Raw genomic sequence first — 16557 nt, 5'->3', positions numbered from 1 at the left:
CTCCTTCTATCTTTTATACACTGTAAACCGCCATTGTGCACTGCCCCTTTTCCATTTCCCTTTATATATAGAAAACTTATTACTTTGTAAATGATAACCATGATTATTATGTGGTGTATGCCACTCTAGAGATCTATATATAGACCTCCCAGTCTTTTTCTTTCTCGAATAGATTATTCCCCAATAACCTCTTCCTTTTTCTCTATCCCCTTTTATACGGCCTACTTTATGAATTCTATATGGAATCCTTTTCGCGATTTTTTTTGCGCCTTTTTTAATAACTGATTTAGTCCATTTCTTTGATGCATTATATGCCTTACCAACATTCCTCTTTGCCCACTTTCCTGGAGCACCATTCCATGACCTTTTTATTACTTCCCATAGAATTCTGGCCCAATGCCCATCTGGGTCGACCTTCATCACCGGATTGTTATTGGCATAAGTATACCCATTCTGATCTAAAGAATCCCCATCACTGCCCGGGTCTGGGTCTAGTGATAAGAATACGCCGTTTCTTGGCTCGTAGTAGCGGGCCATGAGATAGTACAGGCCGGTTTCTTCGTCGTATTGGTAGCCTGCGTAGCGGTAGCGGTTGTCTTTTACTTCGTCGCTTGCTTCGGTTTTTGTCGGATTTCCCCATGCATCGTACTGATATTTGGCAACGGTTTTTCCGGTGCTGTCTGAGATCGCGGTGACGTCACCGTGTGCGTTGTAGTGATAGAAATATTTCTTGCCGTTCTCTGTATAGGATAACAGCTGGCCGCTGTCACCGTACGTGTATGATTTTGTGACGTTATTGTCGGCGTCTGTTTCATACAGGACGTTCAAGCTGTCTCCGTCGTAGAAGTAGTTTGTGACGTTTCCGTTGACGGTTTTTTGGATTCTGTTTCCTTTTTCATCGTATTTGTATGTTGCGAACGGCTTGTCTTCGCCTTTTTTCGTGACGGCGGTCAGGTTGTCTTCCGCGTCCCACGTATATGTGTATTTGCCGTCAGATGTGCGGTTGCCGTTTTTATCATAGGACAGGTCTTCGTCATTCACCTTCGTCAGCTGGTTCATGATGTTGAAGGATGCGTTGACTGATTTGCTTGCGCCGTCCTTTGTGGTGGTGACGTTTGTCCGGTTGCCGAAGCCGTCGTACGTATATTGAATGACGGTGCCGTCTTCATGAGTTTCTTTGACGAGCTGGTTGAGCTTGCCGTATTCGTACTGCACCTTTCCGCCCGCTGAGCTGTCGATGACCGTGCGGTTGCCGTTAGCGTCATATTCATAGCTTTCCCGGAAGATGCTGCCGCCGTTTTTCGCTCCGATATGAAGAGAGCTGACGAGATTCCGCTCATCATATGAAAAACTCGTGCCGACTTCATTGCCGCTGATGAATGTCTGGACATTGCCGTTTTCATCATAATCAAATGTATAGGCTGAAGTGCCGTCTTTCATTTCAATCATTTGATCAAGTTTGTTGTACGTAAAGCTGTTTGTTCCTTTTTGGCCGCCGTGGCTCCATGAGAAAGTTTTCAGCTTATCCGAATCAGCCGGATACGTCCAGCTTTGGCTGCCGCCGCGGTCGGTTAATTCGGTCAGGCGGTTTTTGTTGTCATAGGTGCGTTTTTTCGTTGTATTTTGTTCTTTGTTTGTGACCGACGTTTCATTACCGTTTTTGTCATAGGTAAAGTTGTATTTTTCAGTGCCGTTATACGCTTTTGTCTTAACCCGGTCGGTGCCGTCATAGGTCAGCGACACTTCATTTCCGTTGGCGGAAACGGTTTTCGTCAGGTTACTGTTGGCGTCATATTCACTCTTCAGTACATTGCCGAGCGGGTCGGTTGTTTTGACGAGCTTGCCCATGACGTCATATTCATATTGATAGGTCTGATCTGCGTCGGCCCGAATCGTTTTTGTCAGCTCATTTCCTTCCTTGTCATAGCTGTGAAGGATGGATGTGCCGTTTGACAGGGTCAGCTTTGTCAGCTGGTCGCCCTGATCGTATTCGTAGGCGGTTGTTTCGCCTTTCGCGTCGGTTTCAGATGTTTTCTTGCCAGTCTCGTCATATGAAGCAGTGCTTGCATAACCTAGTTCGTCTTCTTCTTTTGTGACGTAGTTTCCTTTTTCGTCATAGGTGTTTTTCGTCAGGATGCTTCCTTCGATTAAACGGATATCATCAAACCACGCCGTTCCTGTGGCGCTTTTTTGGAACAGAATGCTGATTTCGATTTTATTGATCGGCTTTGTTTTCGGAATGACTGCCGCTGTCCGGTTCCATTCTTGGGTCCCCTGCGGGAATTTGGCGGTGTAGACGCCCGTCGTTCCGTCCGCATAAGTGACGCCGGCCTGAAGAGCGTAATCATTGTCGTTCGTTAATTTTACACCGTCAGCCTTGGACATTCCTGTCAGCGTGATATATACCGGCTTATCGTCCGCGCTTTGGCCTAATGTAACGGTTTGTTTTGCGGCCGCATTGGCTTGTGATGCATTTGTGCGGGACGCTTTTAATGAGCTGTCATCATCGAAGCCTTCATCAAGGTCAGCGGCGGCTCCGCTTGTGCTCCAGCCGTCTGCTTTAGCCGTGAAACTGCTGTTTTGCACCGGGTTATAGCTTGAAGAGACTTCGCCTTTTTCCAGCTGAACCTGATCAAACCACGCTTTTCCTTTGCCGTCCTTGTCGTTATGGTCCACTTCCATATAGACGATGGCTTTTCCTGCATTGGCCGGTGTTGTAAAGGTGATCTGCCGTTTCGTCCAGTCATTCTTTCCGGCTAATGCGCCTGATTCATTGTGAATCCATTGAATGCGTTTTTGGTCTTTGTCACGCAGATCAATGTTGAAATACGCTCTTGCCTTTGTCAGATCCGTTTTGATCTGGCCGCTGAGTGTATACGTCGTATTCGGCTCAAGCTGCACTTCCTGCGTTGCGGACGCATGGCCGTGCTCTGTTCCGGCTGAAGCAGATTGTGAGGAGATCTCCAGTGCTTTTTGTCCGGACAGCGCGCCGCTTCTTGCTTTTACAGATGCAATACTTCCGCTGTCTCTCGTAGCGGTGAGATTCCAGCCCAGCTTTGTTCCTTCAAAGCTGCCGTCTTTCAGCAGGCTTGCCGAAGCTGCCAGCTCTTTGCTTGATTGAATGAGATTTCCATACTTGTCATACACGGCGGCGGATGAGGATTTTCCGCTTTGATCCGTCTCAGAAACGGCATCAAGTCCGTCGTACGCAATATCAGTGACGTTCCCCTCGGTGTCCTTCATTTTCGTTACGTCATTGTTTTTGTTGTACTGATACGTTTCGGTGCCGTAGTTGTCTTTTACGGCTGTGACGTTGCCGTCTTTATCATATTGATAGCTTTCTGTCGCTTTGCCCGCATCCGCGTCGTTCGGATCGGTGTCCTGAATGACGTTGTTGCCTTCGTATACAGTGTTGGTCGTGATTTTCAGCCCTTCGGCATCATCGATCATCTGAATCGGGTTGCCCGCCTCATTATAGCCGTACTGCACTTTGCGGCCGTTCGGCTGCGTCATGAGCAGCGTTTTTTTGTCCGCGTCATAGCTGTAGTCGTACGTTTCTTTTTTCGCATTGACGGCTTTGGTCAGGCGGTGGCCGCTATATTGGTATTCAGTGAACAGCGGTTTGTCATCCGTGCTGTTTGCAGAATACTGCTTGACGAGGCGCCCCTCGTCATCGTAGTCATAGCTTGTGACGCTGCCGTCAGTATCCGTCACCTTTTTAAGAAGGTCTTTGTCATATGAATACGAAATCTTTTTGTTTTTCGGCCCTGTAAGAGATGTGACATGGCCGTTTTCATCATAGGTAAATGTCAGCTTGCGCCCTGATGCGTCTGTTATGGCGGTCAGCTGATTGCTGTCGTTATACTCGTATACGGTTGTGTTGTTGTGTCCGTCAACGATTTTTTGGAGCTTTCCGCCTTTTTTGCTGAAATAAGCGTTCGTCTGATCTTTTGTTTTTAATACAAATTGATCGCTTGTTTCCGTCAGTTCGAGATAAACACCCGTCGGCGGCTGATACGTGCCGTCAGATTTTTTCGTGAAGATATGTGTTGTCGCGTCCTCATCAATATAAACGGCTCTGCCGTCTTCAGAAAGAATCGACGTTTCCGCATCGGCATACCAGCCTTGGCCGAACATATGGTCAGAGCTGTCAAGGCTGTTGAAGGTCCGGGAGAGTCCGAGCCCCGGTCCGCGTCCGTCGATTGACATATCTTCTTCATTGACGATGACATTTCCCGTTGCGCCGTTCAGCTGTCCGTCCGGAATGTCAATAATGGACCAGAATTCTTCCGTTCCGAGGAATTCCGCCCCTTCATGGAAAACAGGGTTAAAAGGTGCCGTCGGTATGCTGTCACCGTTTGCGTCATAGGCGGTCAGCGTAAAGGAATAGTTCTTCTTCCCTTTGTAATTGCCGTTTGCGTTTTCGTAAACAGGTGAAGGGTCAAGCGCCAGTTCGCCGCCCTTTCCGTCCGTGTGAAGCTGGAATCTTCCCGCTTTCACTTCATCGGCTGAAGGCCAGATGTGTTTGTTTTGGGTCGTCCAATGATCGGTATCACCGACATCGAATGATTGATAGTCTTTTCCGTTGTAGATGTTGATTTTGTAGCCTTTGGCGTTTTTGACTTTATCCCATATGAGATTGACATAACCCGTTTGGCTCGATTTCGTGTTCGTATAGACGTAGCCTGTCAGATTTTTCGGCTTTGCGATATCAGGCAGCGCCGGACTCGCTTCCGGTGAGGCGATCGCTTCTCCGTCTTTGTTATAGGCAATGACTTTAAATCCGTAGGTTTTCCGGTTCGCATCTCCGCCGGCGTTTTTATAAACAGAGCCCGGGTTGATCGGCAATTCCGCGCCTTTTTTGTCTTTCAGGTGAAGCGCATATTTTCCGGCGCTGATTTCCGCCTTTGTCGGCCAGATATTTTGATCTTTTGTGGACCAGGATGTTTTATTTCCGAGGTCAAGCGTTTCAAAGCTTTTGCCGTTAAAGACTTGCATTTTATACCCGGCTGCGCCTGATACGGCTTTCCAGGAAAGATCAAACCAGCCTGTGGCGTTGTTGTTATTAAAGCCTTTCGTACTTGGTTTCTGAACTCTGCCAATATTCGGAATGACGGGCTTGGCGGCCGCAGACATGGCGCCTTCTCCCTGGTCAAACACCGCGCTGACCGCGACCCAGTAATTTTTACTTGCCGGATAGCTGCCGCCGGAGTTTTTATAGACCGGCGAAGGATTAAGCGCTAATTCACTTCCGCCTTTTCCGTCTGTATGCAGCTTATATTTGCCGGAGTCGATTTCCGCTTTTGTCGGCCAAATCTTTTTCCCTCTTGTGCTCCAAGAGGTTGCATTGCCGACCGGAATGGCTTGATATTCTTTCCCGTTATAAAGCCACACTTTATAGCTTTTGGCGCCTTCAGCTTTTTTCCAGCTGATATTGAAAAATCCTGTCGAATCTCCGTTATGATACGCTTTGACAGACGGCGTGTCCGCCTTCGGAATCGTGTATGTCACTTCAATGTATGGTTTTTTAGCAGAGTTTGCTGATGACATCAGCTTCTTCCAATATTCTTTTCCGTTGCCGTTTGCGTGAAGCTTAAAGCCGTAATTGGCGCCGCCGCTGTTCCACGACTTGACTGCGGAGGTGACATCGAAGCTTGCCCATTGGCCTTTATAGACCTCTGCTTTGCCGATGTTTTTGGAGCCCGGTTTGTTCTTCCACGTAATCTTGGCATTGTCGTAATTGCTGTTAACGGTGTCGAGCCAAAGCCCCGTCGCCTTTGATCCGTAATAGGAGTGGGCTGTGTATGCTTTAAGCGTCGCTTTCGTCACCGTCATGTTTTTGATCGGCTTTAGATTATCAAACTTCATAAAAGCGTAGTTCGTTCCGGTTGTGCCGTCATAATATCCAGTTTTCAGCACGTACGCTTTCAATCCGGCGTCCCATTTCTGCGAAGCGGCAGAGTAGTTTGTCGTCGGATACGCGCTCATGACAAAGGTATCGGATGACACAGATACTGATGTTGACGGGTCAATAGATACCGGATAAACCCGCTTGGGATCTTTCAGCCATTTTTCATCGGCCGTTACATGGAGCAAGTAGCCTTCGCTGTTTTTTTCAAGCTTGAAGCTGACATCTTCTGACCTGCTGACTTCACCTGACTTTTCATCGAGATCTGAGTCGGTCATAAAAGGCTTCGGCACGGTATAGACGACATTGTCTTTATCATCAGAAAACGCGATCGAGCCGTCTTCCTGTTCTTTAGCCTGAAGGTCAGTTTTGATTTGAAAGGTGAAGGAATTGTAGCCTTCATATTTGTGAAGCACAAGGTCTTCTTTTATGTTTTCGTTAAATGTGTAGGTTTGTAAATCAATAGCAGGAAACACTTGCTGATACGTAAGCTCGTTGCTGTCTTCCTTGACTTTTGCTGAGGCATCTGTCGGAGTGATTGCAGCCTGATCGGGGCCTTTTGCGCCGGTTAATGAGTATGTGAGCTTATGATCATCATGTTCAAATGTGGCGTATAATCCGTTTTTCATTTGCTTCAGAAAATCGGAATTCAGCACTGTATTTTCCGTTCCGACTTCCTTTGAGCCGGTTTTCAATTCAGGGGAAACGTCTTCCCAGTCCGCATTGGCGGTTTCTTTCGTATGAATGGGGTCTGTGTAGATTTCCTGTTTGTACACACCCTCGCCTTCATAGTAAAGCTTTGAATTCTCAGTTCTTTCAGACGTGATCTCACCGTCTTGATTGATATCTTTTTGATCAAAAGGCATCTGCTCAGATGCTTTTTCCGCCGGAAGATCTTTTTCCGGGTCTGCGGCCGGAATGGCGGCGGTTTTCGCTTGATCTTGTTTTTCACGCGTTTCTGCCGCAAACACATCGGCAGGCGCAATGGAAATCATCAGCGTGGCCGCAAGAGTGCCGGCCAACCACTTTTTCCACTTGTTCTTTTTTCCTATTTTCATAGGTTTCCCTCCTCCTTTTGTAATATAGGCTTAACAATAGTAATATTATTGAAATTGTTTATCAATATTTTCCTAGGTATTTAAGGTTATTTTAAGGATTATAGGTATTTTGAACCTTTTATTCATATAAAAAAACCGCCGGCTGCCGGCGGTTTTTCGTATTATGGATAGCGGAGATTTGTATTTTGCGCTCCCGCGTAGGATTGGGCGAAGTTTTTGGCGTCCTGGGCTGAAAGGGTGCCATAGCTGTAATTTGATCTCGGATTCCAGCCGGTGCGCGGTGATTTCGGGGCTTTGAGCGACGGGAATGAACCGGTGTCAGTGAATTGGGCCGTCCCGTAGTCGTCTATCATTCCGCCTTTTTCATTTCCGTTACCGAAATAGTTGGCTTCTGAGAAGACAGTCGCGTTTGTATGAATGGTGAATCCTAAATTGAAATTGGTCACATAGTTGTTTTTCGCATGAAAATAGCCGTATCTCATCAGGCCCGGTGAACGCACATAGACGTTATTAAAATAGTTGTTGGTGATCGTCATATGCGGATAGCCGATATAATTGCGCCCTTCGTTATCATCATTCGGATAACCGAGAATCAGGCCGTACAGATGGTCTGTGAATTTAGAGTTAGACAGCGTCACAAAATCCGCTTTGGCGCCGACATACAGAAGCTTTCCCAAATCGCTGCGGCTGTTCGGATTGTAGCTGTGTCCTTCAAACCACACGTGGTCAATCCAGTAATTCTGTCCGTTCGCTATGTACATCGGAATGTCGTTGTTGCCTGTAATGGCGGCACTATGGCTGATAATGAGATTTTTGAAAATCACATTGTTTGAGCCGGATCCGGTGGTCAGATAGATGTTGGTCAGCCTGTGGCTGGTATAAGAGCCGACGATGGTTTTATTGGCGCCGACTGTCACAACGGCTTTACCCGGGGAAGAAATATCACTTGTGATGACGATGGTTTTGCGGTCCGTTCCGCCCGCATTGTTTTTCAAATCATTGAGATTGCTGACGTAGACGACGGGGCCGCCCTGGCCTCCCGATACGGCGGATTTTGCTTTTCCGTTATGATCCTTCGCATTTCCCGCGAACCCGGTAAGTCCCTGCATCACATCCGGATAAGCCGCTGCCGCTTCTGCCTGCTTTGATACGGAACATACGATGGCCAGACAAAGCGCAAAGCCGAGCGCAGCCAAGAAAGCGAGATGACGCGTCTTGTTTATCATGCCCTTCACTCCTTTAATCTCTTAAATTGTAAACACAAGAAGTATTATACAATTACTATCCTCTTTTTCCATGATCTGTTTGTCTGCTTTTTCGTTACGGCTGAATAGCCCCAAAATAAAAAAAGCAGTCGGTACGGCCGCCTATATACGGGTGCTGTCTGCCTGAGTTTCCGCCGGCACGGCTTTTTGCTTTCGAATCAGGGACAGCGCCATTCCCGCAAAAATCAATACAATCCCCAAAGATTGATAAAGGTCGGGGCGAAATCCCGTAAATACGGTGTCAAGCACAATCGCCACCGCCGGATCAAGAAATACGATGATTGAAATAAACCGGGTGGATAAAAACCGCAAGCTGTCAAAAAAGAGCAAATACACAATTCCCGTATGAATGATGCCGGTCGACACAATCATGATCCAGTTCACATGCGACAAATCAGAAAAAGCGCCGAAACGGACGAACGGAAGAAGAATGATGACGCCCAATCCGGTCTGCAAACAGGTGACGGCGTATGGGCTGAGGCTGTTGATGCCTTTCCCGGCCAGTGTCGTAAAAGCATAAAAAAGGGCGGCCAGCACGGCCCAAATAATACCCGATCCCATCAGCTGAGAAAATGATGTACTTCCGTTGATGCCGGAAATCAGGGCGGTGCCCAGAAAACAAATCACGATGGAAGTGACGGACACAATATGCAGTTTCTCCCGGTATATAAGGCTCCCTAGAAGAAGGACGAGAACCGGAGCCAGATGATAAACGGAAATCGCTATCGTCACTGATGTCTCCTCAAATGATTTAAATAAAAACACCCAGTTCAGCACGAGAAAAAATCCGCAGGCCAGTGTCTGCAGCACCTCACGCCGGTTCCATTGTTCGGTGCGGTACCGTCCGGAACCAAACCAGCAAACGCCCAGAAACAATGAGGCGCACAGACATCTCACAAAGACCAGTTCAATTGAAGGCACATTCGTATGTTCCGAGAAAAAGCCGATTGATCCGAAAATGACCATGGAAATGACCATTTTGATGACGGCATTTGATGTTTGTTCAGCTTGCATTGATTTGCTTCCCCCATATCATTGACTGTTTATTCAGACAAATACTAACAGCCATTTTACTTGATTCAGAGGAAGATTTCATCCTATTTTTCGAAAGACGGCGGTCTTTTCTCATTAAAAAAACCCCGCATCAGCAGGGTCTTCCGTTTAATGAACGATCAGTACAGGACAAGGAGACAATTGTGAGACCTTATGGCTCACGCTTCCGAGCATCATTTCTTTAAATCCGCTGATTCCGCGGCTTCCGACGACAATCAGATTGAAATGCTGTTCTTTCGCTATGTTTAAAATTTGATGCGCAGGTTCGCCTTGGACGTACAGGCTTTCCGCGTTTACTCCGCTTTCTGCCGCTTTCTGCTTGGCATCTTCCAGAATGGCCGCTCCTTTTTGCTCGACTTCATGTTTGATGTCTTCAATGAAGTTTTCCGGAACATAGACAATCCCTGTTAAGGCTGATGTGGAGACAACGGCTTCACGTCCCGCATAGAGAATGGTGAGTTCAGCCTGCTGTTCTTTCGCCAGATGGATCGCTGCGTCCAAAGCTTTGCTGCTCATGTCTGAACCGTCTACTGCTGCAAGAATTTTTTTAAACATATGAATCCCGCCTTTCTGCTTTTATTGTCCTCCTCTCTTTGCTGAATGTCAATTTTGCCGGCTTGCTCCGGAACATTGCGCTTACAGACTTTCTCCGTTTGTGGCGATGACGTCTTTATACCAAACCAAACTACCTCAGCGTTATTTTTTAAGCGCTTAATAAATAGGACTTTATTCTCTTCTTTTTAGTATTACCTATTGGTAAGAGTAGTGATAAAATGGAATTATTGATATAAAAAGGAGATTATGATGAGAAATCATAGAGGCTTCCATGAGGAAATTCAGCAACAACAAAAACTTTATCCAACATCACATCGCATTCAACCGGTCAGCCCAAAAGAATATGCAGAGGTTTTGACTTTACATACGGCAAAACAACTGAGCGAGACATTTCAAACACTTGTGGATCAAGATCAATATGAACAAGCGATTCAGCTGAGCGAGAAGGTTGCCTCTCAGCTTGGACAACATACGAATTTTTCATTACCACTTTCCACAGTGCTTTATAGTTTAAACGAAATGGAACTTCCTATTTCAGAGGAATTTTCTCTACATCGTCTGAAACTGCTAGGAAATCATCAAACTCATGATAACTTTTTCAAAGCATTAAAACACGAGATGTTAACGGCGGATCGGGTAGACTTTATGGTTAGTTTTACAAGGTGGTCTGGTGTTCAACTTTTGATCCCTCCGCTTCAGGAGCTTGCGAAAAGACATGTCCCTGTACGCATCATTACATCTACCTATATGGGTATTACAGAACCGAAGGCGTTAAGACATCTTCTTCAATTTGAAAATGTTGAGTTGAGAATTGTAAATGAATATAAAAAATCTTTCCATACGAAAGCATATTTATTTGAACGCTGTTCTGGACAGCATAGTGTCATTGTAGGATCTTCAAATCTATCACAAGCTGCACTTACGACTGGGTATGAGTTAAATGTTAGACTACCTGAAACCAGATATCTCCCCGTTTATCAACAAACAAAAGATTTGTTTGACACTATTTGGAATGAAAAGACACAGCCTGTTGACGAACAATTTTTACAAGCCTATGAGGAATTCCAAGCAGGAAGCCAAAAGGTAAGTGCTTCCTTTGCTGCTCAAAACTCTCTTTACAAAACGAAAATGTCCCCGAATGCCATGCAAAAGGAAGCGTTACGAAACCTTAAAAAAACAAGAAACGAAGGGGAGACAAAAGCAGTCATCATCGCCGCCACTGGAACCGGAAAAACATTTTTAGCAGCATTTGATTTTGAACAATTTAAACCAAATAAATATCTTTTTCTTGCCCACCGGGAAGAGTTACTTACAAAAGCAATCGAAACATTCCAGAAAGTCACCAATAATCATGAAGATTTTGGTTTATTGACTGGAACCAAAAAAGAAAGAGATAAACGTTTTCTATTTAGCACAGTACAAACGTTACATAAAAAAGAAACATTGGAATCCTTTTCAACAGATGAATTTGACTACATTGTGATTGATGAATTCCATCATGCAGAAGCATCTACTTATCAAGCTATATTAAACTACTTTACACCAAAGTTTTTATTAGGGTTAACTGCAACACCAGAGCGCCTTGACGGTAAAGACGTGCTTCAGATTTGTGATCATAATGTTGTTTATGAAATCAGACTCCGCGATGCACTAAAGGCAGAGCTACTTGCGCCATTTCACTATTTTGGAATTTCAGATCATACTGTAGATTACGAAAAAGTAAAAGTGAAAAATGGGCTGTACGAAGAGAAATCGCTAGTAGATCATTTAAAAACTCATAAACGAGTAGAATATATCATCAAAATGATCAACATGTATGGATTTTACGGCGAGAAAATGGTTGGCTTAGGTTTCTGTACAAACGTCGAACACGCAATATACATGAGTGATGAATTTAACAAATTGGGTTTTTATACAACTTACTTAACAGGCAATGATTCTCCTGCAAAAAGACAAGAGGTCATTCGTCAATTGGAGGATCCGCACCACAGTTTAGAACTTATATTTACAGTAGATATTTTCAACGAAGGAATAGATATTCCAAAGCTCAATCTACTATTGTTCCTTAGACCAACAGAATCGCCAACGATTTTCATTCAGCAATTAGGACGGGGACTTAGAAAAACTGACGACAAAGAGTTTGTAACGATACTGGATTTTATCGGAAACTATCAAAAGTCATTTGTTATTCCACTCGCACTATCTGGACAAACAAGCCAAAAATCGTTTGATAAAGATTCCCTCCGAGTGGCTGTGACGCATGAGTTTTCAGATTTACCTGGAGGATCTTATGTTGACCTTTCAGCCGTAACGAAGAAAGAAATTTTAAATAAGATCGATCATATTAAACTAAATTCAGATGCCATGCTGAAAACGTTATACAAGCAATTTAAACAAGAGCTAGGACGCTCTCCAGAATTAATTGATTTTCTATACTCTGAACAGGCACCTGGGCTTACCTTTTTTATAAAGAAATACAAATCGTGGGTACAGACCAAAAAGAAAATGGACGATTTGAATGTTACAGATGAAGGGATTCTCAATAACCCCTTGGTTGTAGGGATAGTAGCAAAATTAGAACAGCAATTACCTATTAAATGGCCTTATGAATGGTTAATTTTACAGAGCGGTTTTCACAAAAATATCATCACAATAGAAGATGTAAAAGAATCGTTAGAAAAACAGTTTCATATTCAAATCACAACAGATACACATGATGACCTCATTCAGCGAGCAATGGAGCGTTTAACGAAATCAGATCAAAAACAGAATTGGCGCTTTGGTACATTACAAGGTGATACATTCAATTTAGATACAGAAGTGAGCGAGATATTAAACGATCCATTATTCGGACCGTATATTAAGGAGCGCGTCCACTATGGACTGATTGAATTTAGACGTATGAACAATATAGAAGCCCTTGCTTCAAGAGAGATTAAGCTTACAATGTATCAAACCTACACAAGAAATGAGCTCATTTATCTTTTTCAGTCAACTGACCAGGAAGGGACTTGGCGAGAGGGCTTAAAAAGAGTCAAAAATCAGTATTTAATTTTTGTCACTCTTAATAAATCAGAGGATGTTGAAGACCATCTACTTTACAAGGATTATTTTATTGATCCTAGTCACTTTCATTGGCAAAGTCCTAACCATACCTCTCATGAAACTAAGGGTGGTCAAAGTATAACTCATCATAAACAAAAAGATTATTGTTATCATTTGTTTGTAAGGAAATGCAAGAAAATGCATAAAATCACCTTGCCATTTACTTATTTAGGAGAGGTAGACTATGTGTCAAGCCACGGAGACAAGCCAATGAATGTCAAATGGAAGCTCCATCAGCCTGTCCCAGAAAACTTGTATGTGGATTTAACGAATTAAAGCAGATACGGTCGGAAGATCAGCGGGTGCCCACTCTAGTGATTCTAGCTCACGAATAGGCACCCATCTGAATTCCGCATGCTCTTTCGCTACCGGCTCTCCTGATACAATCTTCGCTTTTATTGAAATTAAATTGACGATGACCTTCTCATATTCATGATGAATATCGGCTATCACATCGTCCGCAACAATTTTACAATCAAGTTCCTCTTCAATTTCTCTTACAAGTGCTTCCCGAGCATTCTCTCCTTCTTCAAGCTTTCCACCAGGAAACTCCCACAGATTAGGAAGAGACATTGTTGGAGAACGTAGAGCACATAGAATTTCATTGTTTTCATTTTGTATGACTGCGGCGGCTACTTTTATTGTTTTTTTCAAAACTAAACTTCCTTTCTTAGTCGGTAGATCAGTTAAATTACGATTTAATTATAATTCATGTTAGGACAGCTTTTTTCTATTTTCTGAAAGAGTTCAGTTGGTTAACAAAATTCTCACATCTTAAATATCTTGTTAGTTCACTTTTATTATATTAAAAAATAGCACTTTTTATAAGGAGATTAAAAATGTGATTATCCTCATTTATCAAGGTTGTTTTCTTATAAATGCTTATTTAAAAACTGTTTTATACGCTCAGGCTCTCTACTTTCGTTAGTTCTCAATCTAAGGATAGGTATTCCTGCTTTATCTAAAATTGTGTTTTTAATTCTATCTCGTCTCTTTTGATCTTTTGAGTGATGGTATGCAACACCATCTACCTCAATTACTCCAAGAGGTTCATTACCCATCTTATAGTGAAGAAGAAAATCAACTCTTGCCGCTGTTTTAATAAATTGTTTTTCGTCTTCATGTAGGTGACTTGTATCATTCACCAGATCTTTCAAACGATACTCTCTTTTAAAGTTGATTTTTTTAAATTTTTCTTCTGAAAGAATATCCCTAAGTAAGCTGGCTATAATTCTTTCTGTCTTGTATTTTGAATCACTTTTCCGAAGTTTATTTTCTCTTTCAATAAGTACTTCAGAGAATTCTTTATAAAGTAAGTCAAACACTGAAATTACTTTGCTTTCATGGTATAAACTCGATTCAGTATAGTATTCCATATACCTAATAAGTTCGGAAATTTCTTTGTTGCTTTTTTTAAATACTTCAACATCTGATACTAAAACAAAACGCTTTTTAGCTCGTGATATAGCAACATTTATTAAATTTGCGCTATCAACGAATTGAACATCATTCTTACTTCCTTTTTTATCAAGCACAGTAGAAAAAATAATACCATCGCATTCTCTTCCCTGGAATTTATGAACTGTATCTTTCAAAATCTCCTCAGGTAAACGCTGTTCGGCATGATTAATCTGTTCTCTATAAGGAGCAATAAAGCCTGTTTCATAAGATTCAGGAAACACAAGATTTTTAATCGAATCCTCATCAAGAGAATCTAATTCACGAATATTATGTTTCCCACCCTGAAACCGCATATGATTACCTTTAACAGTCTTAATGAGTACGATGGAAGGTTCATTATCACTTTTTTGTTTTGTCAAAGGAATAAGTTTCCCATCATAATATTGTTCATTACAAAATTTAATTATCATTGGCTCACATCGATAATGTTCTTTTAGAAGAGTAATCGGTATTCGATTCTTATATACTTTTATAATCGAATCAAGCATACTATTTTTAACATAATTAAAGCATGATTCTATTTCAAATTGGGAAAGCTCGGCTGATGTATCGGGAATGTGGGGGAGCTGATTCCTATCTCCTACTATCACCACATTCTTAGCACACCCAAGAGCAAGTATCCCTGGCATTAATTCTAATTGCGAGGCTTCATCTATAATTAAGTAATCAAACAAAAAACCCGCAGGTATAGACTTTTGCAAAGAAAAAGCAGTACTCAATATAATGGGAAATTGATCTATAAACGATGAAAAATATTTAGACTTTTTGAAATTCTCCTGAGTATAATGCGTTTTTCTGTCGAAATTCCCCTTTTTATTCAAATAACTCTTAAAAAGTTGTTTTGAGGTTAATTGAATTCTTTCCGTTAAATCATTGAAGTTTTTCATTTCTAGAATGTCTTCGATTCTTTTTAATTCACTTTTTAATTCCTCAAGCTTCAGTCGATAAAAATGATATTGAAGCTGTGTAATGATTTTTTCTTTATGAGATTGATCTTTTATTTGTTTCGGGCTGTATAACCCATAATAAAAAAGATATTTTGTTTGTTTAAACAATGTCATTCTATTCTTATGATTTAATGCCTCATCAACCAAAAAGTCGATGATCTTACTTTTCGTGAATTTGTAAAATGGTAGAAGTTTTGGTTGAACAGCTTCTAGTGATTCAAAATGTTTTGTATAATATTTCTGTTCCATTTCAAGATCTTTTATTTGCTGCTTTATGACTGCTTGTTTGTTTTGTAATTCAAGTAACTCTTTCATTGATCTAATATTGTTCCACAAAATTTGTTCCATTTCTACTTCAACATCCATATTAATTTCCCAGCTATTGAAGTCTTGGGGAAGCTTTGGAGGATTCTCAAAAAATTTCTTCTGATTCACCTGACTCCCTAATGATGCAAGAAAAAAACCTAGATCTGACTTCATTAATTTCTCACTGACATTTGCGACGGCAGAATTATTACTCGATACAATAGCAGCATTTTTTCCTTGCATCACAATGTTAGAAATAATATTTAGGATAGTTTGTGTCTTACCGGTTCCTGGCGGTCCTTCAATTACGCTAACCTGAGAAGAAAAAGCAGATTCAACCGCTTGAATTTGACTAAGATTCAAACCAAACGGATATATAAGCTTTTTTTCCTTATTGAAAGATTGACTAGTTTTTGTAAAATAAGCATGAAGAGCACTTTCTGTTCTTAGAGGAAGGTTATGAATTTGCCCTTCTAAAATAGCAGGTATACCATTAACTGTTCTATCCTTTATCCCAGCTATGAAAGAAAAATAATTTAACAGGTTTTTGAATTTAGTATTCTCCAGCCTTACTTTCTTAACCGCATCTTTTTTATAAATATATCTGTGCTTACCACCCCTGAAAGAAACAACTGCATATTTATCTCCATAAATAACAGAAGACTCGATGTTCTTACTAATCTCACCATTTAATTCAAAAACTTCATCTTCACTTAACGTAAGTTGTTCAAATGGATATACTTTGCAATAATCTAGCTTTTTGACTATTTTCGTTTTATCATTTAACACCATATGTATAGTGAGGTCGCCATTTTGACTGTTCAATTTCCATGTTTTAATTTGTTCAGAGTATATTGCGTCTTCTATCTGAATGATTGTACGTACCAATTGAGTACCCC

The 16557-nt window shown here is 42.1% G+C and carries 7 protein-coding genes; 1 reads left to right on the top strand and 6 read right to left on the bottom strand.

The window, feature by feature from the left end; genetic code table 11:
• Positions 1-6: 6 nt before the first annotated feature.
• The 4 genes from CXL14_RS04375 to CXL14_RS04360 form a co-directional block, all read right to left on the bottom strand.
• Positions 7-6966, bottom strand: coding sequence for a DNRLRE domain-containing protein (locus CXL14_RS04375; RefSeq protein ID WP_014419259.1), 6960 nt, complete (start codon positions 6964-6966; stop codon positions 7-9).
• Positions 6967-7127: 161 nt separating this feature from the next.
• On the bottom strand, positions 7128-8192 hold the full coding sequence (locus tag CXL14_RS04370; RefSeq protein ID WP_025650036.1) for a polysaccharide lyase family 1 protein: 1065 nt from the start codon (positions 8190-8192) through the stop codon (positions 7128-7130).
• A gap of 141 nt (positions 8193-8333) precedes the next feature.
• The gene (locus tag CXL14_RS04365; RefSeq protein ID WP_021494691.1) at positions 8334-9245 is read right to left on the bottom strand and encodes a DMT family transporter; all 912 of its coding nucleotides are present in this window, start codon (positions 9243-9245) and stop codon (positions 8334-8336) included.
• A gap of 147 nt (positions 9246-9392) precedes the next feature.
• A complete protein-coding gene (locus CXL14_RS04360) occupies positions 9393-9839 on the bottom strand; it encodes a universal stress protein (protein ID WP_017418568.1) in 447 nt (148 codons plus the stop codon).
• 249 nt (positions 9840-10088) lie between these two features.
• Between CXL14_RS04360 and CXL14_RS04355 the strand changes: the two genes are divergently transcribed.
• On the top strand, positions 10089-13220 hold the full coding sequence (locus CXL14_RS04355; protein ID WP_029972973.1) for a DUF3427 domain-containing protein: 3132 nt from the start codon (positions 10089-10091) through the stop codon (positions 13218-13220).
• Here the strand turns inward: CXL14_RS04355 and CXL14_RS04350 are convergent.
• Both CXL14_RS04350 and CXL14_RS04345 read right to left on the bottom strand, forming a co-directional pair.
• The gene (locus tag CXL14_RS04350; RefSeq protein WP_014419264.1) at positions 13209-13598 is read right to left on the bottom strand and encodes a (deoxy)nucleoside triphosphate pyrophosphohydrolase; all 390 of its coding nucleotides are present in this window, start codon (positions 13596-13598) and stop codon (positions 13209-13211) included. The genes CXL14_RS04355 and CXL14_RS04350 overlap by 12 nt on opposite strands.
• A 218-nt stretch (positions 13599-13816) precedes the next feature.
• Positions 13817-16546, bottom strand: a complete 2730-nt coding sequence (locus CXL14_RS04345; RefSeq protein ID WP_014419265.1) for an AAA domain-containing protein — start codon at positions 16544-16546, stop codon at positions 13817-13819.
• Positions 16547-16557 lie beyond the last annotated feature (11 nt).

It is taken from the genome of Bacillus sp. SJ-10 (assembly GCF_002843505.1).
Classification (GTDB): Bacteria; Bacillota; Bacilli; order Bacillales; family Bacillaceae; genus Bacillus; species Bacillus velezensis.
Note: the sequence above shows the minus strand (reverse complement) of the source record. Positions and strands in the feature narration are given on the sequence as shown.